The following is a 22,812-nucleotide window of genomic DNA, read 5'->3' on the forward strand; positions in this document are numbered from 1 at the left end:
AGGGGGCGTCCGCCGTCGTTTATTCAGTGAATAGAGTGGATTAGAGGAGGTCGTCGAGCTCGGGGTTGAGCCTCTTTAGGACCTCGGAATGCAGGATTGAGTTGGTAGCGACGGCGTTTCCGCCAAAGGGACCATCCGCGCCGTTCAGGGACGTGAAGCGTCCGCCGGCTTCAGTCACGATCGGCACCAAGGCAGCCATGTCGTAGACCTGGAGTTCCGGTTCCGCGGCGATGTCCACGGCGCCCTCGGCCACCAGGCAATAGGACCAGAAATCGCCGTACGCGCGGCTGCGCCAGACATCGTTCTCAAGGCCCAGGAAGTTGTCGAGCGAGCCGTGCTGCTTCCACTCGGAAAGCTCAGAGTAGGAAAGCGAGGCATCCTCAAGCCGTGACACGTTGGAGACTTTCAGCCGGGTGGCTGCGGCCAGTGATCGGCCCATGTAGGCGCCCGAGCCCTTGGCAGCCCACCAGCGCTTGCCGAGCGCCGGAGCGCTGACAAGTCCCACCACAACTTCGCCCTCGTCCACGAGGGCGATCAGCGTTGCCCAGACGGGTACGCCACGCACGAAGTTCTTGGTCCCGTCGATCGGATCGATGATCCAACGCCTTGCGCCGTGGCCGGTGCTGCCGAATTCTTCGCCGAGGACGGCATCGCGGGGGCGGGAACGGGAGAGCTGCCCGCGGATTGCTTCCTCGGCAGCCTTGTCGGCATCGGTCACTGGGCTCAGGTCGGGTTTGGTCTCGACCTGAAGGTCCAGTGCCTTGAACCGCTCCATTGTCAGGGAATCGACGGAGTCGGCCAGGACATGGGCCAGCCGCAGGTCGTCGTTGTAGCTCGAATCGGGTTGGGTCATGGTTCCAAACTACCGTCTATTCGCCAGTGAACCGGGGAGGTAGGACGGCAACCGACGCGCAGTCAGTTGACCCTGCGGTTCAATTGACTGTGCCCAATTCCTTGGCCTCTTGGACTTCCATGCGCGGGTCCGCGCCAAGGAGCCGACGCAACGATGCCAGGCGGGCGGGGCCGGCCTCGCCGGCATGGCCATTAGCGACCCACGAATCCAAGCCACAACGGACGGCGGAGGCATCGTGCTTGCAACCCCGCTCGCACGATTCCGTTCCGGGTTCCAGATCCGGGAAGGCGTGCAGGATGCGGTCCGGGTTCACGTGGGCCAGGCCGAAAGAACGGATGCCGGGCGTATCGATGATCCAGCTGCCGCCAGGGGCGTCGCTGAGCTTCAATGCAAGTGCTGAGGACGAGGTATGGCGGCCCCGGCCCGTGACGGCGTTGACCCCACCGGTGGCGCGCTCGGCGCCCGTAAGGGCATTCACCATGGTGGATTTCCCGACGCCGGAGTGGCCCAGGAGGACGGTGACCTTGCCGTCGAGGTAGTCCCGCAGTTGGCCGACGGCGTCGCCATCAAGCCGGGCGGACAAGCCATCGTCGGACCGGGCGTCGATGCCGGAGGCGCCTGCATCGGCCGTCCGGCTGATGATGATGGGGAAGCCAAGGCTTACATAGTTGGCGAGCAGTTCCGTGGGATCCTTGACATCCGCTTTGGTGACGAGCAGTAGCGGCTCGATCCCGGCGTCGTACGCTGCTACCAAGGCGCGGTCGATAAATCCTGTCCGGGGCTCCGGGTTGGCAGACGCAACCACCACCACGAGCTGGTCGGCGTTGGCCACCACAGCCCGTTCGATGGGATCCGTGTCGTCGGCGCTTCGCCGCAGGAGGGTCTTTCGCTCCTCGACGCGCACGAGGCGGGCGAGGGTATCCGGGGCTCCGGACACATCGCCGACGAGGGCCACGAAGTCTCCAGGGACCACGGGGGAGCGCCGGAGTTCCCGGGCACGGGCCGCAATGACGATTCGCTCGTTGTCCGAGCTTTCGCCCACTATTGCGGTGTATCGGCCGCGGTCGACCGTAATGATGCGCCCTATCACGGCGTCGTCGTGGCTGGGGCGGTCCTTCGTGCGGGGGCGGGTGCCCTTCTTGTTGGGGCGGATCCGGACATCGGATTCGTCCCAGGAGCTTGCGTCGCGAGCCATCGTTAGTTGCTTGTCTCCGTTGAACCGGTGTCCGCGGCCGCTGGGCCACCAGTGAGCATTGACGCCCAGATTTGCGGAAATTCCGGCATGGTCTTGGAAGTGGTCGCGATGTCTTCGACCTGGATGCCCTCGACGGCGAGCCCAAGGATGGCGCCCGCGGTCGCCATGCGGTGATCGGCGTAACTGTGCACGACGCCGGCATGCAGCGCTGCGGGGCGGATCACCAAGCCGTCGCTGGTTTCCTCGGCGTCGCCACCGAGCCGGTTGATTTCAGCCACCAGCGCTGCAAGCCTGTCCGTTTCGTGGCCGCGCAAATGCGCGATGCCAGTGAGCCGGGAAGGGCCTGAGGCCAGGGCGCACAATGCCGCCACAGTGGGGGCGAGCTCGCTGGTTTCGTCGAAGTCCGCACCAAGGATTTCGGAGCCGCCCGTGACAGTCAAAGTGCCGTTGTCCAGCGTGACGGTCGCACCCATGGTGGCAAGAATGTCCCGCCAGAGGTCGCCCACCTGTGTGGTGTTTGCAGGCCAGTTGGGGATTCGGACGGTTCCCCGGGTGGCCAGCGCCGCAGCGAGGAACGGTCCTGCGTTGGAGAGATCCTGCTCGATTCTCTCGTCGAAAGCCTGGATGGGCCCGGGGGCCACACGCCAATGGTTCGGCACGGAGTCATCCACCTGGACTCCCGCGCCGCGCAGGACCGAAACTGTCATGTTGATGTGGTCGAGGCTCGGCACGGGCTTGCCCACATGTTCCAGGTGCAGGCCTTCTTCGAAGCGGGCACCGACCAGCAGCAAGGCGGAGACGAACTGCGAAGAGGCGCTCGCATCAATGACGAGGTGGCCACCGCGTACCGAACCGGTACCGGAAACTTTGAACGGCAAGGAAGCGGCCGGTTGCCCGTCCAGGGCGCTGACTTCTACCCCGAGTGTTCGGAGGGCTTCGATGATGGTGCCCATGGGCCGTTGGCGCGCGTGTGGATCGCCGTCGAACACCGAAATGCCGTTGCGGAGTGCAGCAAGGGGCGGCACGAAGCGCATGACTGTGCCGGCAAGTCCGCAGTCGATGGCGGACTCGGGAGCAGCCGCAGCCGCGTCCATCGGGGTGACTTCAAGGTCCGGGCCGTACTGTCCGTCGCCTGGAACTCCCGTAACGGTTGCGCCAAGCTGGCGCAGGGCTTCGACCATCAGCGCAGAGTCCCGAGAATGCAGGGGTGCCCGCAACCGGGACGGGCCGTCGGCCAATGCCGCCAGAACGAGATAGCGGTTGGTCAGCGACTTGGAACCGGGAACCGTGACCGTGGCATCCACGGGGTGGCCGGCGAAAGGCGCCGGCCACAAGGGGAGTACGGAGGCTGTAGGGCTGCCTGATTCGTCTGTCTGCGTTGCGGGGGTTCCTGGCATGCTTCCTTATGCTCCAACTGCGTTGTCTACGGCCTTGCGAACGGCGCGGTCTGTCTTCTTGAGCTGCTTACCGGTGGCCTTCTTGGCGTCCATGGCGAGGTGTTCGGCGCGCCACGCGAGACTTGGCCGGCCGGCCGTGTCCACGGCAGCGAGCAGCACGCCGCCGGTCAAGGATATGTTCTTGAGCAACTGGGCGCGGCGGGCGAGCCGGCCTTCCTTCGTGCTGATGTCTGCGGAGCGCCATTCGACAAAAGTGTTCAGCACCGAAATACCCGCAAGCAGCGTAGCCGAGAACCGGGAACACTTGCCGAGGGCGAGCAAGGCGCCCGCGCCTACCTGCGTGCCGCCGATGACGCGCGCCAGCATTTTTTCGTCCGCCTGGAAGGGCAGCGACTCCGAAGCACGGCGGAGCAGCGGGGAAAGCTGCTCGGCAGTGTCATCCGCGTTCTTGAGCTTGTCCAGCCCCGCGACAACAAAGCTGGAAGCCAACATTGGCCTGGCGAGAAAACGGACGAGGGACATGTTTTTGCCTCCTGGATGGCTTGCCACAATGGTCAGGTGGTGCTGCGTTCGAGTGGTGCGGTTTTCACGGGGTGCAGTCGGATCTAGTCTTGCATCTTTGTGGAATATTTGCCCGGAGCCTGCCGTTGTGAGAAGAAGGTGCGGTATGGGCTGGACCTCGGGTTTAGGCGTGTGTGTTGTGCTGCGCCTGTGTCAACGTCGTTGAGCGGAGATGGTTTTTTGGCCTTGGTTAAGGACCGCGAGGAACACTTGGCGCTTGGGCGGGAGCTGCCAGTGGACTCCCGGAGGGTGACAGTAGACTTGGATGCAATGAGCACCATGGATCCGGCCGCAGCGGCCATGTACAAAGCAGCGACGGAAGTCGCGGACGCAACGTCCGGTGACGACGCAGCTGTTGAGGCCGACGTCGAGATTGCGGTGGACTTTGCGTCCGAGACTCCTGAACAACGGAGGGCGCGCTTCGAACGCGACGCCATGCAGTATGTCGACCAGCTCTATTCGGCTGCCATGCGCATGGCCAGAAATCCGTCCGACGCCGAGGATCTGGTCCAGGAGGCCTACACAAAGGCTTTCTCGGCCTTCCACCAGTACAAGCCAGGTACCAACCTCAAGGCATGGCTGTACCGCATCTTGACCAACACGTACATCAACCTCTACCGGAAGCGGCAGCGCGAACCGCTGCAGTCGAATTCGGACACCATCGAAGACTGGCAGCTGGCGCGGGCGGAATCGCACACGTCTACGGGGCTGCGCTCCGCGGAAGCGGAGGCATTGGATCATTTGCCGGACTCGGACGTGAAGAGCGCCTTGCAGTCCATTCCGGAGGAATTCCGGCTCGCGGTGTACTTCGCTGACGTCGAAGGCTTCGCATACAAGGAAATATCAGACATCATGAATACCCCGATCGGGACGGTAATGTCCCGGCTTCATCGCGGCAGGAAAATGTTGCGTGATCTGCTGGCGGACTACGCCGCGGAACGGGGAATCAGCGCCGGCGCGGAAGACAAGGCATTGGCCGTGGGCGCGGCCGCAAGCAAAAAACAGGAGAAAAGGAAATGAGCTGCCAAGGATTGGGCGACTGCGACGATGCTCGGATGCAGCGTATCTACGAGTACCTCGATGGTGCGTTGACCCGTGAAGACATCGCAGAGATCAAAGTGCACCTGGAAGACTGCCCGGAGTGCACCGAGCAGTACGACCTTGAGTGCGTCATTCGCACCGTGGTGAAGCGCTCCTGCACTGAGGCGGCTCCTGAGAACCTCAAGAACTCGATCCTGGACAGGATCCACTCGATGAAGTCGGTGGACGTCTAAGCGCCTGGAACGGCAAGGGCCCCGGAAACCTGATGGTTTCCGGGGCCCTCCGCATTAAGTCTTACGCTAAGCCGCTGGCTTAGGTGTTGGGACGCTTGCCGTGGTTTGCGCCGCCGCGCTTGCGGTCACGACGCTTACGTGCACGCTTGCTCATAGCTGGCCTCCTTAGATTCTTGATACTCAATAAAGCTGCCCTCCAGTCTCCCACATCCGGGGGCCGCCCCGCGAACCGGAAGATCAAGGGTGGGAGGCGCTGTGCCAGCCCCTCAGTGGATTCCGGACTCAGCCCCGCAGGGAATTTCGGATGGAGATCCTTGCCTGGTCCAGGACGGTGCGCACGGTTTCAAGGGCGATCGGAGTCAGGGCCTTGGACCCCGCATGCTGTCGCAGTTCCACGCGGATGTCATCACGGAATGACTGGACCATCATCTCGGCCTCCTTGAGGATCCGGTGTCCCTCCGGCGAGTAGCTTCCCGCCCACGACTGGAATTCCGGCGACTTCGCACTGGCGCGTGCGGCTTCGGCGGTTGCCGCCAGGTCTGCCCGCAAGCCGCGCATGTTGCTGCGGATATCCTCGCGGAGATTATCAGCCAACCGCCGCACGGACGCAGAGATGTTGTCCTCGACGTCGGCCAGTTCCTGCCGCCGGCTGTTGAGCTCCGCCAGTCCGGCAGTGGTGATGGAGTAGTTGGTGCGGCGCCCATCACTGCTGGTGGCTACCAGTCCTTCTTCCTCGAGTTTGCCAAGGCGCGGGTAGATGGTTCCGGCGCTGGGGGAATAGGTCCCTCCGAAGCGTTCGCCGAGGGCTTTGATGAGCTCATAGCCGTGCTTGGGGCCTGATTCCAAGAGTGCCAGCAGATAGAGCCGGAGGGCTCCATGGGCAAAGACGGGCGGCATCAGACTTCCTCTTCTCCGGGGACTGAGTGTGCTGTTCCGGGGGTTGGTGCGCTGCCATGGATGATAGAGGTTTTTCCGGACACGGAATTGGTGCGCACCACCATGAGGCGCTCGTCGGGGCCAGCGATGGTCTGGACCCTGCCGCCTCCCTGGGCGTAGAGCTGGTCATCGATCATCACGGTGCCGCCGGCCGTCTTGGCAACGATGTCCACTCCGACGTCATGCGGCAGGCGGATCGTGAGGTCGCCCGATACGGAATTGGCTCCGAGATCCTGGGTGTAGCCGTGGAGATCGAAGCTGAGGTCGCCGCTGACAGTGTTGGCCCGTATGTTCTTGAAGCGGCCCGAAGCCGTGACCTCGCCTGAGACGCTCTTGGCGGTCATGATGCCGTCGTGGTTCCGGGCGATGACTTCGCCGCTGACTGTGTTGACTTGAAGCTCGCCGCGCGTGCCGTCTGCGAGGACTGACCCGGAAACCGTGTTGAGGCGGATATGGCCAGTGACGCCCGACACCATGCCGTCACCGCCCACGGTTCCTGCTTCGACGTCAACACCGGCGGGCAATGCAATGCTGATGACGACGGTGTTCGTACTGGTGTTGTTGACCGTCCCCATAAGGTTGCGGAACCAACCCTGCGGGCCGTGCAACTGATGGCGGACTTCGAGCCGGCCATCAACGAGGCTGACGCTCAGTGGATCACCGTTGATTTCCGAGACTTCGATCCTGGCGATCGGTTCATCGTGCGTGACCACGTCGAAGCGGCCTTTGACGATCCCCAGCTTAAGTGAGCGGACGCCGTCGACGTCGATGGTCTGCGGGCCAGTAACGGTCCAGTTTTCTTCTGACATGACCCCTCCAAAGGATGCGATATATCGCGTATGAAACTTACGATATATCGCAAATTGCAATTGGGCAATGGGTCCATCGTTGGAGGGGGCGCCCCGTGCTGCGGTTATTCCGGCTGGGCGATCCTCAGCCATTGGAACCAGCCGCGGTGCAACACGAGCCAGGCCATGAGGCCGTAGCCCGCTTGGCCCGGGGTGCCACCGTTGGCTGCGAGGTCAGTACGCCATTGTTCGTGGCTGAGCAACGGCGAGAACGTGTCCACGTACTGGTGGTTGCGGCGGGTAGTGACGTCTGCAAATGCGGCGTTGAGTTCCGCGATCCGGCGGTTCTTGGCCGGGTCCAGCGTAGGTGGCGGACCGACGACGAACACTTCGATGTTGCTTTGGGATGCCCCGTCCAGGATATTGGCCAGGTTGAGGCGGCTACGCGCTGTGGAGACGCCGAATTCGATGTCACGGCTGGACAGGCCGATCACGAGGCGGTTCTCATGGACGTTGCTGAAGCGTCGCCCGGCCTCGTCGAGCCAGCGGCCCGCAAGGCCCTCTGTGCCCTCCATGGGGCAGGGAAGCGAGTAACTCTCCACAAGAACGCCGTCCTGGGGAGTTCGTGCAAGAACCCTTCCGAGCCAGCCCAAGGCCCTGGGGTCACCGAGCCCGGCGAGTAGTTCATCACCAACAGCTGCTATGCGCAGCTTCCTGTCTTCCACAGTTACCTCTTCACCAAACGTTGCGGTCCTTGCATTGTGCCCGGCCGGGCGGCAGGATCACCGGACACTTGTTCCATTAAACAGAACTGCCCGGCTGGAAGCGGGTATTGAACCTCCAGCCGGGCAGTCGCCGTCTTACTTGCGTTCGAACGCCTGCTTGAGCAAGGTAGCCTGCTCGGCGCTGTGGCGCTTCATGGAACCGGCTGCCGTGGAGGCCGACGCCGGACGCGAAACGAGGCGGACCTTGCGGTCCAGTGCTTGCGGCAGATTCAAGCCGATGAACGGCCAGGGACCCTGGTTGGCGGGTTCGTCCTGCGCCCAGACGATGTCGGCGTTCGGGTATTTGGCCAGTTCCGCTTCGATCAGGGCCTGGGGCAACGGGTACAGCTGCTCCAGGCGGATGATTGCCGTCGAGGTGTCGCTGATCTTTTGGCGGTTCGACAGGAGATCGTAGTAGAGACGGCCGGAAACCAGGATCACGCGGTCCACGCTCTGAGCCTGCAGGGGCTCGTGCTCGCCGATGACCGGCTTGAAGCCGCCTGTGGTGAAGTCCTCTACCGCAGAAGCCGCCCCCTTGAGGCGCAAAAGCTGCTTGGGGGTGAAGACGATGAGCGGCTTGCGTGGACGGCTGTAGGCCTGCCGGCGCAGCAAGTGGAAGTGCGAAGCAGCCGTCGTGGGGTTGGCCACGATCATGTTGTCCTCGGCGCACAGCTGCAGGAAGCGTTCGATACGGGCGGACGAGTGGTCCGGTCCCTGGCCTTCGTAGCCGTGCGGCAGCATGAGCACGAGCGAGGAACGCTGGCCCCACTTCTGCTCGGCGGAGGAGATGAATTCGTCGATGATGGTCTGCGCACCGTTGACGAAGTCACCGAACTGGGCTTCCCACAAGACCAAGGCATCCGGGCGTTCCACGGAATAGCCGTATTCGAATCCCATGGCGGCGTATTCGGACAACAAGGAGTCGTAGATCCACAGCTTGGCCTGCTTGTCGCTCAGGTTGCCCAGCGGCATCCATTCGCTGCCGTTGGCCCGGTCGTGGAAGACGGCGTGGCGTTGCACGAACGTGCCACGGCGGGAGTCCTGGCCGGCCAGTCGGACGGGAACGCCCTCCATGACAAGCGAACCAAAGGCTGCGATCTCACCGAAGCCCCAGTCGATGCCGCCTTCGCGGGACATCTGCTCGCGCTTCTCCAGGAGCTGCTTGAGCTTGGAGTGGACCGTGAAGTCCTCAGGAACGTCCAGGTGCGCCTGACCGATCCGTTGGAGCATCTCGGCTGAAATAGCGGTGGTGGCCGGCGCGTTGGTCCCGGAGTCCGCCTGCTGGGCGATGGGACGCTCGATGTCGGAGACCGCGGCGGAATCAGCCGTGATGATCGGGATCGGCGAAGTCTGTGCAGCGTGGGTCTCAGCGAAGACGCGTTCCAAGCGTTCCTGGTAGTCGCGCAGCAACTGCTCGGCTTCGTCCTCGGTGATGTCGTCACGGCCAATGAGCGACTCGGTGTAGAGCTTGCGGACGGAGCGCTTGGCTTCGATCAAGTTGTACATGAGGGGCTGCGTCATCGAGGGGTCGTCGCCCTCGTTGTGTCCACGGCGGCGGTAGCACACCATGTCGACAATGACGTCCTTGTGGAAGCGCTGGCGGAATTGGTAAGCCAACTGCGCGATGCGCACCACAGCTTCGGGGTCGTCACCGTTCACGTGGAAGACCGGGGCTTGGATCATCTTGGCCACGTCGGTGGAGTACGTCGAGGAACGCGACGACGAAGGCGCCGTGGTGAAGCCGACCTGGTTGTTGACGATGATGTGGATGGTTCCACCGGTACGGTAACCACGCAACTGGGACAGGTTGAGCGTTTCCGCCACGACGCCCTGGCCGGCAAACGCGGCATCGCCGTGAACCATGATCGGCAGCACTGGGAATGCCTCGCCCTGGTCCAGCCGGTCCTGCTTGGCCCGGACAATGCCTTCAAGCACGGAGTCAACCGCTTCAAGGTGGGACGGATTGGCGGCGAGATAGACCTTGGTCTCATTGCCGTTGTCCGAGGTGAACGTGCCCTCGGTGCCGAGGTGGTACTTGACGTCGCCTGAGCCTTGTACCGAACGGGGGTCCTGGGTGCCTTCGAATTCACGGAACACCTGGGCGTAGGTCTTGCCTGCGATGTTGGTCAGCACGTTGAGGCGGCCACGGTGGGCCATGCCGATCGCAACTTCGTCGAGGCCGTCGTCGGCAGCGTCGGAAATGATGGTGTCCAACAGCGGAATCAGGGATTCTCCGCCTTCGAGGGAGAATCGCTTCTGGCCCACGAACTTGGTCTGCAGGAAGGTTTCGAAGGCCTCCGCTGCGTTGAGCTTGGAAACGATACGAAGTTGCTCTTCGCGGCTCGGCTTGGAGTATGGGTGCTCCACCTGGTCCTGGAACCACTTGCGCTCTTCAGGCTCCTGGATGTGCATGTATTCAATGCCCGTGGTGCGGCAGTAGGCATCGCGAAGGACGCCGAGGATGTCGCGGAACTTGAGCATCGGCTTGCCGCCGAAACCGCCGGTGGGCCATTCGCGGTCCAAGTCCCACAGGGTGAGCCCATAAGTGAGGACGTCGAGGTCAGGGTGCTTGCGCTGGACGTACTCAAGCGGGTTCGTGTCTGCCATGAGGTGGCCGCGGACCCGGTAGGAGTGGATCAACTGCTGGATGCGGGCAACCTTGTTGATCTCGTCAGCCGGGTCCACCTGAAGGTCGGGGCTCCAACGGACGGGCTCGTAGGGAATGCGCAGGGCTTCGAAGATCTCGTCGTAGAAGTTCTGTGCACCGAGGAGCAGCTGGTGGACGAGCTTGAGGAATTCACCACTGCCGGCGCCCTGGATGACGCGGTGGTCGTACGTGGACGTCAACGTGAGGATCTTGCTGATGGCGTTCTGGGCGATGATCTTCTCGCTGGCGCCCTGCCATTCAGCCGGGTAGTCGAGGGCTCCGACGCCGATGATGGCAGCTTGGCCCTTGGAGAGCCGTGGCACGGAATGCACGGTGCCGATGCCGCCTGGGTTTGTCAGGGAGACCGTGGTGCCCGCGTGGTCGTCCGCAGTGAGCTTGCCGTTGCGGGCGCGCTTGATCAAGTCTTCATAGGTGTGCCAGAACTCCGCGAAGTTCATGGTCTCGGCCTTCTTGATGTTGGGGACCATCAGGAGGCGGGTACCGTCGGGCTTTGGCATGTCAATGGCGATGCCGAAGTTGACGTGCGCGGGCTGCACGGCAACGGGCTTGCCGTCAATTTCGTCATAGTACACGTTCATTGACGGGAACTGGGAGAGGGCGCGGACCACAGCGTAGCCAATGAGGTGCGTGAAGGACACCTTGCCGCCGCGGGCTCGGGCAAGGTTGGAATTGATGACAACGCGGTTGTCGATCAGCAGCTTCGCCGGAACGGCCCTGACGCTCGTGGCAGTAGGGACTTCAAGGCTCATGACCATGTTGGAAGCGATGGCCTTGGCCGGACCGCGGAGGACGGATACGACGTCCTCTTCCGGCGGAGTGGGGGCCTTGGTGCTCTTGGGAAGCTGTGCCGGGATCGGCTGGGCCTGGCTGCCGTCGGACGGCTTCTGCGCGCCGTCTTTGGCGACAGTGGCCGGAGCCTTCTTGGCCGGCGCTGTAACGGCAGGAGTTGCGGCCGGGGCAGGCGTGCCGGTGGCAGGAGCGGCTGCCGGAACAACCGCGGGCGCGATCGGCGTCATTGCCGTTGCTGCGGCCTGTGCCACGATAGGAATTTCACGAGTGGGAGGGTTCGCAGGGGCTGCGGATGTTCCGTTGGAAGAAGTGCCGTCAGCGGTATCGAAGGATTCGAAAAGCGGCCACCACTTGGCGTCGACCGAATTCTTGTCCTGCTGGTACCGCTCGTACAGTTCGTCAACGAGCCACTCGTTTCCGCCAAATTCCTCGGGTAGACGGTGGCTTGGCTGCTCTGGCACTTGAAATACGCCTCTTCCATGAGTGTTGATTTCCAGCTGGCCCGGGGAACTGCAGGGGGTGCAAGGCGAGCCAGGGTCTGGGTCCCGCGAACTCAGACCCTAGCCAGTCTAGTGACGAGCGACGGCTATCTGCCAATAGTGGTGACCTAAATCATGCCAATCCCGATGTGCGCTGGATGAAGCGCCCTGACGGGGCCCTGTTTTCGCGTGTCATTTCCGCGGATTATCAGGCGCAGACCTTGTCACGGCCGGTGAATTCGCTTCACCGCCGGACTGTAGACTGGGATTCTTATGGACAGTAATTCTAGGTGCCGGCCTGGGACCTGCGGGGGAAGCCGTTTGGCAATCTCCGCGCAGCGCACCCGTCGAGCCGGCAACACCCGTACACGTGCCCATCGAACCCCGGAGCTTCAGGCCGGCAGGGCAGCGGATCGTTCTTCTGCTGCGTCCGACCAACCCCCGCCGGGTCAATCAGCCATTAGTCTCCCCAGGCTCCTGCTCCTGCCTTCCGCACAAGCCGGCGGTGGCCTCTAATGGAGTGGCTTTTCCTTCTCGCCGGTGTGTTCCTGATTCTGGGCACGGGCTTCTTTGTCGCCGTGGAATTCTCCCTCGTGACACTCGACCAGGCGACCGTCCAAAGGGCGATCGACGACGGCGACCACGCCGCCGTGGCGTTGCTGAAGTGCTTGAAATCCCTTTCTACCCAGCTGTCAAGCTGCCAATTGGGGATCACCCTCACTACCCTGCTGACCGGTTTCGTCATGGAGCCTTCGGTTGGCTCTCTGCTGCACGGACCGTTGCTCTGGGCCGGGCTGCCCGAGGCTGCTGCGCAGTCCGTGTCGCTCATCATTGCCATGACCTTCGCCACCGCGTTGTCGATGCTGATCGGCGAGCTCGTCCCCAAGAACATGGCCTTAGCCTTGGCTTTTCCGCTGGGCCGGGGGTTGGCCCGTCCGCAATTGATGTTCACAGCCGTGTTCAAGCCCGCAATCGTGGTGCTCAATGGCTTCTCCAACAAGATGCTCAACCTCGTTGGGCTTGAGGCCAAGGAAGAGATCTCCGGCGCCCGCTCGCCTTCTGAACTGGCCTCGTTGGTGCGCCGTTCGGCGGAGCTGGGAACCCTCGACGCCGGGACGGCCAACTTCGTTGCGCGCACGCTGAACTTTTCCGCCCGGACCGCGGCGGATGTCATGACGCCGCGCATCCGTATGGAAACCATTGACGCCGATCAGCCGGTATCGGACATCATCGAGGCCGCCCGGCGCACCGGATACTCCCGCTTTCCTGTCATCGGAGAGTCCGCCGATGACATCCGTGGTGTGGTGCACATCAAGAAAGCCGTGTCCGTCCCGTCTGAACGCAGGAGGAGGGTCGAGGCCGGCGCCATCATGTCCGAGGTCCTGAGCGTGCCCGAAACCATCCACCTCGACTCTTTGCTCTTGGAACTCCGCGAGGGCAACCTGCAACTCGCCGTCGTGCTTGATGAGTACGGCGGAACCGCAGGAATCGCAACGCTCGAGGACCTGGTGGAGGAAATCGTTGGCGAAGTGGCAGATGAACACGACAAAGTCCGGCCTGGCTTGCTGCAAAGCGCCTCGGGGGACTGGTACTTCCCAGGACTATTGCGGCCGGACGAGGTCAGCGAACAGATCCCTGGCCTGACCGTCCCGGACGACCCCGCGTACGAGACCGTAGGCGGCTACATCATGAGCAAACTGGGACGAATCGCGATTGTCGGCGACGTCGTTGAGGCGGGTGGTGGCACCCTAGCTGTCACTCGAATGGACGGCCGCCGGATCGATCGCATTTGCTTCCATCCCACAGCACCCGAGCCTGACCATGAAGGCACTGACGTTAAACCCACTGCGGAACGTGAAGCGACGGGATGGCAAAGCAGGAAGCAAGCCAGCAAGCGGCTAGGTAAGAGCTCCGGCAGCTCGGCAGGCGATGCCATTGGCAGCCCCGCAGGCAAAACCGCCCGCAAAGGACGTGCAGCATGAGCGACTGGGCAGGAATCCTGTGGCTCATAGTGCTGTTGATCGGCAACGCGTTCTTTGTCGGCGCCGAGTTTGCAGTCATGTCTGCGCGCCGCAGCCAGATTGAACCTTTGGCCAAACGCGGTTCCAAACGCGCGCAGACCACCCTCTACGCGATGGAACACGTCTCGTTGATGCTTGCGTGTGCTCAGCTTGGCATTACCGTCTGTTCGTTGCTGCTTCTCCTCGTAGCCGAGCCGGCCATCCACCATTTGCTGGGAACACCACTGGAATCCGTGGGCGTCCCCGTCGAATTGGCCGATGTTATCGCTTTTGCGGTTGCCTTGCTGGCGGTCACGTTCTTGCATGTCACCTTTGGCGAGATGGTCCCCAAGAACATCTCTGTTTCGGTGGCGGACAAGGCAGCATTGCTGTTGGCGCCTCCTTTGGTCCACATAGCCCGCTTCGTGAAGCCGGTTATCTGGACGCTGAACTTTCTGGCAAATCGTATTCTGCGCTTGATGAAGATCGAGCCGAAGCACGAGGTGACCTCCTCCTTCACGCTTGAGGAGGTGCAGTCGATCGTCCAGGAATCGACTCGCCACGGACTGGTGGACGACGACGCTGGCCTTCTGAGCGGCGCACTTGAGTTTTCAGAGCACACCGCAGCGCACATCATGGTGCCGCTCGACAAGCTCGTGATGCTCAAGCCGGGATCCACGCCGCGCCAACTGGAGAAAGCCGTCAGCCGCACCGGTTTCTCGCGTTTCCCGGTGTTGGACGACGACGGCGAGCTGACCGGGTACCTGCACATCAAGGATGTGCTCTCCATTCCGGAAGAGGGACGGCGCTATCCGATTGCGGAAAGCCGGATTCGGTCCCTCGTGAACCTCGCCCCTGAGGACGAGATTGAAGATGCCATGTCCGTGATGCAACGGACCGGCTCGCACCTTGGCCGGGTTGTCGGGGCGGGCGGCGCGACGCTGGGCGTGCTGTTCCTGGAAGACGTTATCGAACAGTTGGTTGGCGAGATCCGGGATGCTACCCAGGCCACGGGGATCCGGCGCTTGGGCGGACCTGCGTCAACATAGGTTCTTGCCGGCCCTGCGGGGCCGGCAAAAACCTCTCATAAATCCTAAATAGGAATCATTCCCATTTATGGATACACTCATTGAGCCAACTATTGTGCCTGATTCTCATTTGAGTAGATCCGAGGTTTCCCGTGCGTCGCACCGCCGCCCGTCTTTCCCTTGCCGCTTCCGCTGGCCTTGCCGTCCTGCTTGCCGCATGCGCGGCACCCGCCGCGACTGCGCCGTCGTCCTCCTCCGGGGTGATCGATGTGGTCGCCTCCACCAGTGTTTATGGCGACATCGTCAAGAGCGTCGGTGGCGACAAGGTGGCGGTGACCTCCATCATCACCAAGACCAGCCAGGATCCGCACTCCTACGAAGCCAGCACCCAGGACAAGTTGGCCATCTCGAAAGCCCGGCTGGTGATCGACAACGGTGCGGGCTACGACGACTTCTTCAGCAAGCTGAGCAATGACAGCAAAGTCCCCGCTGACGAGGTAATCACCGCCGTCAACGCGTCCGGGCTCCTTCCCACCGCAACGGCCGGCGCAACCTCCAAGGTGCCGGAAGGGTTCAACGAGCATGTCTGGTACAACTTCGACGCCATGGGCAGGCTGGCCGATGCCGTTGCTGCGAAGCTCGGAAGCCTGAACTCCGCGGAAGCCAAGACGTTCACCGCCAATGCCGATAAGTTCAAGTCGTCCCTGAGCGGGCTCAGCGCCAAAGTGGCCGAAATCAAGGCGTCCAAGGGCTCCGCTCCGGTAGCCATCACCGAGCCGGTCCCCGGCTACTTGCTCGAAGCTGCTGGCCTGGAGAACAAGACACCTGAGGAATTCAGCCACGCGATTGAGGCAGGCTCGGACGTTCCTCCAGCGGCAGTCAAGGAAACGAGCGATCTGATTGCTTCGAAGTCGGTGCGGTTCCTGGCGTACAACGAACAGACCGCGGGCGCCGAGACGGAGAAGCTGAAGGCCGCGGCAACCACGGCCGGAGTTCCGGTTGTCGGATTCACCGAGACACTTCCGGAGGGCAAGGACTACATCGCCTGGATGACGGACAACGTGGGCAACATCGCCGCTGCGCTGAACAAGTAGCCAGCATGGGCAAGACAGGAAGCTGACGGGCCCCGCAATCGTCCTAAGATGTACAGGGCGGCTGCGGGGCGTTTTGTGTTCCGAACATAGGGCGCTTTCCAAAACACAGGGTGCATTCCAGGCGCATGCAACAGCAATACAGCTTCGCGAACCCCAGGGATCGAGGATTTCTTTTTGACACCGGTAGTGAGCCTTCGCGGTGCGGGTCTCCAGTTTGGCCAGCGGGCCCTCTGGAAGGACCTCGATGTGGATATCAGGGCGGGTGAGTTCTTCGCTGTGCTTGGTCCCAACGGCAGCGGCAAGACCAGTTTCCTCAAAGTCCTCCTCGGCCTGCAGCAACTGCACTCAGGGACGGTGACCGTGGGCGGACACCCCGTTGAACGAGGCAGCCGAAGGATCGGCTATGTCCCGCAGCAGAAGTCCTTTGCCCCGGACACACCACTGCGCGCCCGGGACTTGGTTGCCCTCGGCGTCGACGGCCACCGCTGGGGTTTGCGGATTAACGCCAAGGCTGTCAATGACCGCGTCGACAGCCTTTTGGAACTGGTGGGGGCAAGCGATTACGCCCGCGTTCCAGTTGGCCAATTGTCAGGAGGGGAGCAGCAGAGGCTCCGCGTTGCGCAGGCGTTGGCCACTGAGCCTGAACTCCTGCTCTGTGACGAACCGCTGCTCTCCCTGGATTTGCACCACCAACAGGCCGTGAGCGCCCTCATTAACCGACAATGCCACCAACAGAACAGCGCAGTGGTGTTCGTGACCCACGAGATCAACCCGGTCATCGACTACGTAGACCGTGTCCTCTACCTCGCAGGCGGCAGGTTCAGGGTGGGAACGCCTGAAGAGGTCATGACCACAGAGGTCCTCTCCGAGCTGTACAACAGCCATGTGGAGGTGATCCGCGCGAACGGCCGGATCGTCGTCGTCGGGCTTCCGGACGCCACCACCCACTACCATGACGACGCGCACGCCGGCGTGGAGGAAGGCCACTAAATGGACTTTGGCAGCATCCTGCACACCATCTTCAACTTTGAAAACTACGGCGAACTGCTGGCGTTAGTACAGAATTCCATCTGGGCTGGTGCCGTCCTAGGCCTGCTCGGCGGGCTCGTCGGCACTTTTGTCATGAAACGGGACCTTGCTTTCGCCGTGCACGGCATTTCGGAATTGTCCTTCGCCGGGGCCTCATTCGCATTGCTCATCGGAACGGACATCATTCTTGGCTCGCTGGCGGGTTCTGTTGCGGCCGCACTGCTGCTGGGACTTATGGGCGTCCGGGCGCGAGACAAGAATTCGATCATCGGTGTCATCATGCCGTTCGGACTGGGCCTTGGCATCTTGTTCCTGGCCCTTTACCAGGGCCGGGCTGCCAACAAGTTCGGACTCCTGACCGGCCAGATCGTCTCGGTGGACACCGTGCAGCTCCAGGTTCTGGCAGGCACGGGCGTGGTGGTCATGATCGCGCTGGCCGCAATGTGGCGGCCGCTGAGTTTCGCAAGCGTTGATCCCGAGATGGCGGAAGCCAGGGGAGTGCCCGTCCGCGGGTTGGCGATTGCCTTCATGGTGTTGCTCGGCGTCAGCGTCGCACTGTCCATCCAGATAGTCGGCGCACTGCTGGTACTGGCCCTGCTGATCACTCCCGCGGCAGCTGCCCTGCGGGTGACCACTTCGCCGCGGCTTGTGGTCCTGTTGAGCGTGCTCTTTGCCATCACTGCCACGGTGGGCGGAATCCTCCTCGCGCTCGGCAGCAGGATTCCCATCAGCCCGTACGTCACCACATTGTCGTTCCTGATCTACGTGGTGTGCCGGATCATCGGCAACGTACGCGCGAAACGGGGGATCAACGGAAGGATAGTCCGTCCGCACCAAACCGTCCTGGACCAAGCAGCGGAAGACCGCGCGGTGGCCGGCTAGAGCAGGCCGGCGGCCTTCTTGGCAGTGCACTCGGGGCAGAGTCCGAAAATCTCCACGGTGTGGGCCACTTCGGTGTAGCCGTTCTCGGCTGCCACCCGGGCCGCCCACGTCTCGACGGCCGGTGCCTCCACCTCGACGGCCTTGCCGCAATTGCGGCACAGCAAGTGATGGTGGTGACCCGTTACGGCGCAGCGGCGGTAGACGGCTTCACCGTCGGCATTGCGAAGAACATCTATGAGACCATCGTCGGCCAGGGACTGCAGAATGCGGTAAGCCGTGGCCAAGGACACGGAGACGCCCTGGTTCTGGAGCAACCTGTACAGTTCCTGGGTGCTCACGAAATCGTCCAGTTCGTCCAGGGCGGCGCTGACAGCCAGGCGCTGTTTGGTGACGCGCTGCTCCTTGACAGCGGGATCCTTCGCAGCCGGGAGCGGCTGGGCTGCGGGCCCGGACGTGGCGGCATTGGCGCCGTGTGACATTCGTGAACTCATTTCGATGTGGATGTTCGCAAACACCAAGGTTACCAGCCGGCCACCCGTGGACATCGGTTCTTGGGCGCCGGCGCGTGGACACCGCCGGAGGCCCGCCCCTAGGCTGGCAGCATGAAGCTCACCAAGTTCACCCATGCTTGTGTCCGCCTGCAAAAGGACAGCCAGGTCCTCGTGATTGACCCGGGCACCTACTCCGAGTCCGAGGAAGCCCTTGCCGGGGCCCACGCGGTGCTGATCACCCACGAGCACGCTGACCATGTGGACGCCGACGCCGTGGTCGAGGCGCTCAAAGGAAACCCCGGATTGCAGGTGCATGCACCTGCAGGTGTCGCCTCCCAGCTCGCTGCCAAAGCGGGCGACGACGGCGGCCGGGTGCACGCCGTCGAACCCGGCTCCTCCTTCGAAGCCGGTGGCTTCGCGGTACGCTCCTTCGGAGGCCAACATGCCCTCATCCACCCGCAGATTCCCGTAGTGGCCAACATCGGCTACCTTGTGGACGAAAATGTCTTCCACCCCGGGGATTCGTTCGTTGTCCCTGATGGCATTGACGTCAAGACGCTCCTGGTGCCGATTCACGCACCGTGGTCAAAGGTGGGCGAAGTGGTGGACTTCGTGATCTCCGTCCGGGCACCCAAGGCATACCCGGTCCACGACGGCCTGCTCAACGAACTGGGGCGCGGGCTGGTTGAAGCGCACGTGACCCGGATCGGCGCGAAGTATGGCACCAGCTACGCCAGGCTGTCCCCGCGGGAGTCGGTGGAGGTCTAGCCCGGTCCGCTGGCCGTCCCGTCTACATATTGCTTGGCCACGTGCCCGTCTCGAAGAAGTCGACCAGGACGGCCTCGTACGGCTCGGGATCCAGGCCGCGCTCGGCGATCCAGGCCGGGTTGTAATAGCTTCCCGCGTAGCGATCGCCGGCGTCGCACATGAGGGACACAATGCTGCCGCGCTTTCCCTGGGCAACCATGTCGGCAATCAATTGGCAGACGCCCCAAAGGTTGGTTCCTGTGGATGGCCCGGCATGAAGCCCTGCAAGCCGCTGCAGTTGGCGCATGGCCGCCACAGAAGCGGCGTCGGGAACCTGGATCATCGTGTCGATGACGGCCGGGACGAAGCTGGGCTCCATCCGGGGCCGCCCAATGCCTTCGATGCGGGACGGCATCCCCGTGGAATAGTCTGGGACGCCGTCGCGCCAACCCGGATAGAACGCTGAGTTCTCCGGATCGACAACGGCCAGCCGGGTGGAGTGGCAGTGGTACCGCAAGTACCGGCCGATGGTGGCACTGGTTCCCCCGGTACCCGCGCCCACCACGATCCACTCGGGTACGGGGTGCTCTTCGAGGGCGAGTTGCTCAAAGATCGACTCGGCGATGTTGTTGTTCCCCCGCCAGTCCGTGGCGCGCTCGGCGAAGGTGAATTGGTCCATGTAGTAACCGCCAGACGTTCGGGCAACGTCCTCGGCTACCGCATAGACCTCGGAAGCATGGTCCACCAGCAGGCAGGCGCCACCGAACTCTTCGATGAGCGCGATCTTTTCCGGGCTGGTGGTCCGGGTCATCACGGCGATGAAGGGAAGACCGATCAGCCTGGCGAAGTATGCCTCCGATACCGCTGTGCTGCCGCTCGAAGCCTCGACGATGGTGGTCCCTTCGGTGATCCAGCCGTTGACCAGGCCGTAGAGGAAGAGCGACCGGGCTAAACGATGCTTGAGGCTGCCGGAACGGTGCGTGGACTCGTCCTTGAGGTAGAGCTCGACGCCCCAGTGTTCGGGGAGCGGCACCGCGTAGAGGTGCGTGTCCGCCGAGCGGTTGTTCTCGGCCTCGATGCGGCGGATTGCCTCGCTGGCCCATGCCCGGTCCTGGTTGCGTAGAGTGCTCACCGATCCAGCCTACCGGCGGTGCCTGCCGCGCAAGGATAGGCTGGTGACCGGTTGGCAGCTGCATGGCAGCTGATAGGTAGTCGCTGCAAAACGAAGGAGATTTGATGGCCACCCTCATTGACGTAGCCGCGCTCAAGGAACGCATGGACGCGGGCAAGCGGACCGTATTGCTTGATGTCCGCTGGGTGCTGGGCGATCCGCACGGCCATTCGCATTTCCGCCAGGCCCACATCCCCGGCGCAGTCTACGTGGACTTGCACAATGAGCTCGCGGATCCCTCCGCCGAGGGCCAGGGTAGGCACCCGTTGCCGCGCACCGCCGCGCTGCAGCAAAGCGCCCGTGCTTGGGGCATCAACGACGGCGACACCGTGGTTGCGTACGACGACAGCGGCAGCACCGCGGCCGCGCGGTTATGGTGGCTGCTCCGGGACGCCGGTTTCCATTCCGTGTTCCTGCTCGACGGCGGATTGGCCGCCTGGCGCGCAGCCGGCTACCCGTTGGCCCAGGATGAGCAGCCACCGGTTCCCGGCGACGTCGTTCTTGGACACGGCCACATGGAAGCGATCAGCATGGAGGAAGCGGCAGACTGGCACAATCGCGGAATCCTTCTCGACGCCCGCGCGGGAGAACGCTACCGCGGTGAAATCGAACCCATTGATCCCCGCGCCGGACACATCCCCGGCGCGTTGAGTGCCCCCACCGCCGGAAACCTCGGCCCGGACGGCACTTTTCTCCGTGCAGCCGAGCTCCGCGATAGATTTGCTGCCCTGGGCATCGACGATGGCAGCAAAGTGGCCGTGTATTGCGGTTCAGGTGTGACGGCAGCCCATGAAATCGCAGCCCTTGAAATTGCCGGATTCAAGGCCGCGCTGTTCCCGGGCTCCTTTTCGCAGTGGTCCTCGCTTGACTCCAACCGGGTGGTGACCGGTGCCGAGCCCCTGGGCAATGATATCGGAGGGCCTAGCGGCAGTGAGTGGCAAGAATTCAGTTCGCGGGGGTAGCGTCGAAGCATGACTCCCGGACGCCCCGTTCCCCCGCCCCTTGGCAAACCGCTCGTCGTGAGTGACGAGACAGCGGACGCCGCGCCCGCCACCCCATCAACCCCCGTGGCCGCGCAGGGCTCGCCAACTCTCGCGGCCGCCTACGGCGCGACTTCTGCGGTGAGCGGTCTTGTCCCCCTGACTGTGGCCCGTCGCGCACCCAAGGAAGACGACGTCGAGATCGAGATCGATTTCTGCGGCCTGTGCCACTCTGATGTCCACGCGACACGGGGCGAATGGGGGGCCCAAAACTATCCGCTGGTTCCAGGCCACGAAATCGTGGGCCGGGTCCGCAGCGTGGGCTCCGCCGTCGACGACTTCGCGCCCGGTGACCTGGTGGGCGTCGGCTGCTTGGTGGACTCCTGCCGGGAGTGCGACAGCTGCCTCGAAGGCCTGGAACAGTATTGCGAACGCGGAAACGTGGGGACCTACGGGGTGAAGGACGCCCGGAACGGCGACTCCATCACCCAGGGCGGTTACTCCACCTCGGTGGTGGTTGACCGCCGCTTCGTGCTGCGCGTGCCCGAGGGCCTTGACCCGGCCGCGGTGGCGCCATTGCTGTGCGCGGGCATCACCACCTACTCGCCGCTGCGTTACTTTGACGTCGAGGAAGGGGACGTGGTGGGTGTCGTCGGACTCGGCGGACTGGGCCACATGGCCGTCAAGATCGCCAAGGCCATGGGTGCGCAGGTGGTGGTCTTCACCACGTCGGATGCCAAGATGGAGGCGGCAATCGAGCTTGGTGCGGACGACGTGATCCTCTCGAAGGACCCCGAAGCAATGGAGGGCGCCAACCGCACCATCGACGTGATTATAGACACCGTTGCGGCGCCCCATGATCTGAACCCGTACTTCCGCACCCTGCGGCTGAACGGCGCCCTCTTCCAATTGGGACTGCCTTCCACCGACATGCCTCCGGTCAGTCCCGGGGCGCTGATCCGACGCCGGCTCTCCTACGCGGGCTCGTTGATCGGCGGGATTGCCGAGACCCAGGAAATGCTGGATTTCTGTGCCGAGCACGGCCTGGTCAGCGACGTCGAAGTCGTCACCGCCCGGCAACTCAATGAAGCCTTCGATCGTATGGTTGCCGGCGACGTAAAATACCGTTTCGTCCTCGATACCAAGACCCTTCAGCCCCCTTCGGAAAAGGCAGACGTATGAGCACCCTGTTTACCAAGATCATCAACGGCGAGATTCCCGGACGTTTTGTTTGGAAGGACGACGACGTGGTGGCCTTCCTGACCATCGCCCCCATCACCCAGGGCCACACCTTGGTGGTCCCTCGAGACGAGGTTGATTCCTGGACTGACGCTTCTCCGGAATTGTTGGGCAAGGTCATGGATGTCGCCCAGAAGATCGGCAAAGTGCAGGAGGATGTGTTCGCGGCCAAACGCATCGGCGTTCTCGTGGAGGGCTTCGAGATCGAGCACCTGCACGTCCACGTGTGGCCGGCCTACTCCATGGCCGATTTCGAGGTCCACAACGTTGACCGCCACCCGGATCCCGCAACAATGGACACCAGCGGGGTCAAGCTTCGTGCCGGCCTCCGCGCCGCCGGGCACGGAGAGTTCGTTCCGGCGGACTGAGGCAGGATGCCGCGGAACTCTCCCAGATGCTCGCTCACCGTTGGCGCCCTTTCCCGATCCTCCTGCAGATATAGGCCGT

The 22,812-nt window shown here is 63.0% G+C and carries 22 protein-coding genes; 11 read left to right on the top strand and 11 right to left on the bottom strand.

Features of this window, described 5'->3' with window-relative positions:
- Positions 1-40: 40 nt before the first annotated feature.
- The 4 genes from hisN to AC3ANQ_RS08725 all read right to left on the bottom strand — a co-directional run bounded on the left by hisN (position 41) and on the right by AC3ANQ_RS08725 (position 3,967).
- A complete protein-coding gene (gene hisN, locus AC3ANQ_RS08710) occupies positions 41-853 on the bottom strand; it encodes a histidinol-phosphatase (RefSeq protein WP_488304726.1) in 813 nt (270 codons plus the stop codon).
- A gap of 79 nt (positions 854-932) precedes the next feature.
- Positions 933-2,048 carry a ribosome small subunit-dependent GTPase A gene (gene rsgA / locus AC3ANQ_RS08715; protein ID WP_488304727.1) on the bottom strand — a complete coding sequence of 372 codons (1,116 nt, stop codon included), beginning with the start codon at positions 2,046-2,048 and terminating at the stop codon, positions 933-935.
- Positions 2,049-2,050: 2 nt separating this feature from the next.
- Complete coding sequence (gene aroA, locus AC3ANQ_RS08720; protein WP_488304728.1) at positions 2,051-3,445, bottom strand: 3-phosphoshikimate 1-carboxyvinyltransferase; 1,395 nt, start codon at positions 3,443-3,445, stop codon at positions 2,051-2,053.
- A 6-nt stretch (positions 3,446-3,451) separates the two neighbouring features.
- A complete protein-coding gene (locus AC3ANQ_RS08725) occupies positions 3,452-3,967 on the bottom strand; it encodes a DoxX family protein (protein ID WP_488304729.1) in 516 nt (171 codons plus the stop codon).
- 219 nt (positions 3,968-4,186) lie between these two features.
- Here AC3ANQ_RS08725 and AC3ANQ_RS08730 point away from each other — a divergent pair, with 219 nt between their 5' ends.
- Both AC3ANQ_RS08730 and rsrA read left to right on the top strand, forming a co-directional pair.
- Entirely contained in the window at positions 4,187-5,026 is an 840-nt protein-coding gene (locus AC3ANQ_RS08730) for a sigma-70 family RNA polymerase sigma factor (protein ID WP_488304730.1), read from the top strand.
- Positions 5,023-5,280, top strand: a complete 258-nt coding sequence (gene rsrA, locus AC3ANQ_RS08735) for a mycothiol system anti-sigma-R factor (protein ID WP_265977188.1) — start codon at positions 5,023-5,025, stop codon at positions 5,278-5,280. The genes AC3ANQ_RS08730 and rsrA overlap by 4 nt, the downstream gene beginning before the upstream one ends.
- 79 nt (positions 5,281-5,359) lie before the next feature.
- Here rsrA and AC3ANQ_RS08740 read toward each other — a convergent pair whose 3' ends face one another.
- The 5 genes from AC3ANQ_RS08740 to AC3ANQ_RS08760 form a co-directional block, all read right to left on the bottom strand.
- Positions 5,360-5,434, bottom strand: a complete 75-nt coding sequence (locus tag AC3ANQ_RS08740) for a 50S ribosomal protein bL37 (RefSeq protein WP_369299106.1) — start codon at positions 5,432-5,434, stop codon at positions 5,360-5,362.
- A gap of 128 nt (positions 5,435-5,562) precedes the next feature.
- Positions 5,563-6,177 (bottom strand): PadR family transcriptional regulator, encoded by a 615-nt coding sequence (locus AC3ANQ_RS08745; RefSeq protein ID WP_488304731.1) that lies wholly within the window; start codon positions 6,175-6,177, stop codon positions 5,563-5,565.
- Positions 6,177-7,025 (bottom strand): DUF4097 family beta strand repeat-containing protein, encoded by an 849-nt coding sequence (locus AC3ANQ_RS08750; protein ID WP_488304732.1) that lies wholly within the window; start codon positions 7,023-7,025, stop codon positions 6,177-6,179. The genes AC3ANQ_RS08745 and AC3ANQ_RS08750 overlap by 1 nt, the downstream gene beginning before the upstream one ends.
- Before the next feature lie 104 nt (positions 7,026-7,129).
- Entirely contained in the window at positions 7,130-7,729 is a 600-nt protein-coding gene (locus tag AC3ANQ_RS08755; RefSeq protein ID WP_265977191.1) for a GDSL-type esterase/lipase family protein, read from the bottom strand.
- A gap of 135 nt (positions 7,730-7,864) precedes the next feature.
- Complete coding sequence (locus AC3ANQ_RS08760; protein WP_488304733.1) at positions 7,865-11,686, bottom strand: multifunctional oxoglutarate decarboxylase/oxoglutarate dehydrogenase thiamine pyrophosphate-binding subunit/dihydrolipoyllysine-residue succinyltransferase subunit; 3,822 nt, start codon at positions 11,684-11,686, stop codon at positions 7,865-7,867.
- A 533-nt stretch (positions 11,687-12,219) separates the two neighbouring features.
- Between AC3ANQ_RS08760 and AC3ANQ_RS08765 the strand changes: the two genes are divergently transcribed.
- The 5 genes from AC3ANQ_RS08765 (at position 12,220) to AC3ANQ_RS08785 (ending at position 17,737) form a co-directional block, all read left to right on the top strand.
- Positions 12,220-13,686 carry a hemolysin family protein gene (locus tag AC3ANQ_RS08765; protein ID WP_488304734.1) on the top strand — a complete coding sequence of 489 codons (1,467 nt, stop codon included), beginning with the start codon at positions 12,220-12,222 and terminating at the stop codon, positions 13,684-13,686.
- A complete protein-coding gene (locus AC3ANQ_RS08770; RefSeq protein WP_488304735.1) occupies positions 13,683-14,753 on the top strand; it encodes a hemolysin family protein in 1,071 nt (356 codons plus the stop codon). The genes AC3ANQ_RS08765 and AC3ANQ_RS08770 overlap by 4 nt, the downstream gene beginning before the upstream one ends.
- A gap of 131 nt (positions 14,754-14,884) precedes the next feature.
- Positions 14,885-15,826, top strand: a complete 942-nt coding sequence (locus tag AC3ANQ_RS08775; protein WP_488304736.1) for a metal ABC transporter solute-binding protein, Zn/Mn family — start codon at positions 14,885-14,887, stop codon at positions 15,824-15,826.
- A 174-nt stretch (positions 15,827-16,000) separates the two neighbouring features.
- Entirely contained in the window at positions 16,001-16,816 is an 816-nt protein-coding gene (locus AC3ANQ_RS08780) for a metal ABC transporter ATP-binding protein (RefSeq protein WP_488304737.1), read from the top strand.
- Positions 16,817-17,737: a metal ABC transporter permease gene (locus AC3ANQ_RS08785; RefSeq protein WP_488304738.1), complete on the top strand. Its 921-nt coding sequence runs from the start codon at positions 16,817-16,819 to the stop codon at positions 17,735-17,737.
- On the opposite strand, the gene AC3ANQ_RS08790 is transcribed toward AC3ANQ_RS08785, so the two are convergent.
- On the bottom strand, positions 17,734-18,216 hold the full coding sequence (locus tag AC3ANQ_RS08790) for a Fur family transcriptional regulator (protein WP_268021207.1): 483 nt from the start codon (positions 18,214-18,216) through the stop codon (positions 17,734-17,736). The genes AC3ANQ_RS08785 and AC3ANQ_RS08790 overlap by 4 nt on opposite strands.
- Positions 18,217-18,339: 123 nt before the next feature.
- On the opposite strand from AC3ANQ_RS08790, the gene AC3ANQ_RS08795 reads away from it, so the two are divergent.
- Entirely contained in the window at positions 18,340-18,996 is a 657-nt protein-coding gene (locus AC3ANQ_RS08795; RefSeq protein ID WP_488304739.1) for an MBL fold metallo-hydrolase, read from the top strand.
- Between the two features lie 22 nt (positions 18,997-19,018).
- Here AC3ANQ_RS08795 and cds1 read toward each other — a convergent pair whose 3' ends face one another.
- Positions 19,019-20,107: an L-cysteine desulfhydrase Cds1 gene (gene cds1 / locus AC3ANQ_RS08800; RefSeq protein ID WP_488304740.1), complete on the bottom strand. Its 1,089-nt coding sequence runs from the start codon at positions 20,105-20,107 to the stop codon at positions 19,019-19,021.
- 104 nt (positions 20,108-20,211) lie between these two features.
- On the opposite strand from cds1, the gene AC3ANQ_RS08805 reads away from it, so the two are divergent.
- Genes AC3ANQ_RS08805 through AC3ANQ_RS08815 form a run of 3 tightly spaced genes read left to right on the top strand, consistent with a single transcriptional unit; the run spans position 20,212 to position 22,733 of the window.
- Positions 20,212-21,108 carry a sulfurtransferase gene (locus AC3ANQ_RS08805; RefSeq protein ID WP_488304741.1) on the top strand — a complete coding sequence of 299 codons (897 nt, stop codon included), beginning with the start codon at positions 20,212-20,214 and terminating at the stop codon, positions 21,106-21,108.
- Between the two features lie 9 nt (positions 21,109-21,117).
- On the top strand, positions 21,118-22,308 hold the full coding sequence (locus tag AC3ANQ_RS08810) for an NAD(P)-dependent alcohol dehydrogenase (RefSeq protein ID WP_488304742.1): 1,191 nt from the start codon (positions 21,118-21,120) through the stop codon (positions 22,306-22,308).
- Positions 22,305-22,733 carry an HIT family protein gene (locus tag AC3ANQ_RS08815; protein ID WP_268021212.1) on the top strand — a complete coding sequence of 143 codons (429 nt, stop codon included), beginning with the start codon at positions 22,305-22,307 and terminating at the stop codon, positions 22,731-22,733. The genes AC3ANQ_RS08810 and AC3ANQ_RS08815 overlap by 4 nt, the downstream gene beginning before the upstream one ends.
- The last annotated feature ends 79 nt before the right edge of the window (positions 22,734-22,812 follow it).

The organism is Arthrobacter sp. DMZ02-1R (assembly GCF_057747935.1).

Excerpts from the sequence above, each read along its gene's own strand:
- aroA (WP_488304728.1), bottom strand. The coding sequence starts at position 3,445 with ATGCCAGGAACCCCCGCAACGCAGACAGACGAATCAGGCAGCCCTACA.
- AC3ANQ_RS08770 (WP_488304735.1), top strand. The coding sequence starts at position 13,683 with ATGAGCGACTGGGCAGGAATCCTGTGGCTCATAGTGCTGTTGATCGGC.
- AC3ANQ_RS08795 (WP_488304739.1), top strand. The coding sequence starts at position 18,340 with ATGAAGCTCACCAAGTTCACCCATGCTTGTGTCCGCCTGCAAAAGGAC.
- hisN (WP_488304726.1), bottom strand. The coding sequence starts at position 853 with ATGACCCAACCCGATTCGAGCTACAACGACGACCTGCGGCTGGCCCAT.
- AC3ANQ_RS08745 (WP_488304731.1), bottom strand. The coding sequence starts at position 6,177 with ATGCCGCCCGTCTTTGCCCATGGAGCCCTCCGGCTCTATCTGCTGGCA.
- AC3ANQ_RS08785 (WP_488304738.1), top strand. The coding sequence starts at position 16,817 with ATGGACTTTGGCAGCATCCTGCACACCATCTTCAACTTTGAAAACTAC.
- rsgA (WP_488304727.1), bottom strand. The coding sequence starts at position 2,048 with ATGGCTCGCGACGCAAGCTCCTGGGACGAATCCGATGTCCGGATCCGC.
- AC3ANQ_RS08810 (WP_488304742.1), top strand. The coding sequence starts at position 21,118 with ATGACTCCCGGACGCCCCGTTCCCCCGCCCCTTGGCAAACCGCTCGTC.
- AC3ANQ_RS08725 (WP_488304729.1), bottom strand. The coding sequence starts at position 3,967 with ATGTCCCTCGTCCGTTTTCTCGCCAGGCCAATGTTGGCTTCCAGCTTT.
- rsrA (WP_265977188.1), top strand. The coding sequence starts at position 5,023 with ATGAGCTGCCAAGGATTGGGCGACTGCGACGATGCTCGGATGCAGCGT.
- AC3ANQ_RS08790 (WP_268021207.1), bottom strand. The coding sequence starts at position 18,216 with ATGTCACACGGCGCCAATGCCGCCACGTCCGGGCCCGCAGCCCAGCCG.
- AC3ANQ_RS08750 (WP_488304732.1), bottom strand. The coding sequence starts at position 7,025 with ATGTCAGAAGAAAACTGGACCGTTACTGGCCCGCAGACCATCGACGTC.
- AC3ANQ_RS08815 (WP_268021212.1), top strand. The coding sequence starts at position 22,305 with ATGAGCACCCTGTTTACCAAGATCATCAACGGCGAGATTCCCGGACGT.
- AC3ANQ_RS08765 (WP_488304734.1), top strand. The coding sequence starts at position 12,220 with ATGGAGTGGCTTTTCCTTCTCGCCGGTGTGTTCCTGATTCTGGGCACG.
- AC3ANQ_RS08805 (WP_488304741.1), top strand. The coding sequence starts at position 20,212 with ATGGCCACCCTCATTGACGTAGCCGCGCTCAAGGAACGCATGGACGCG.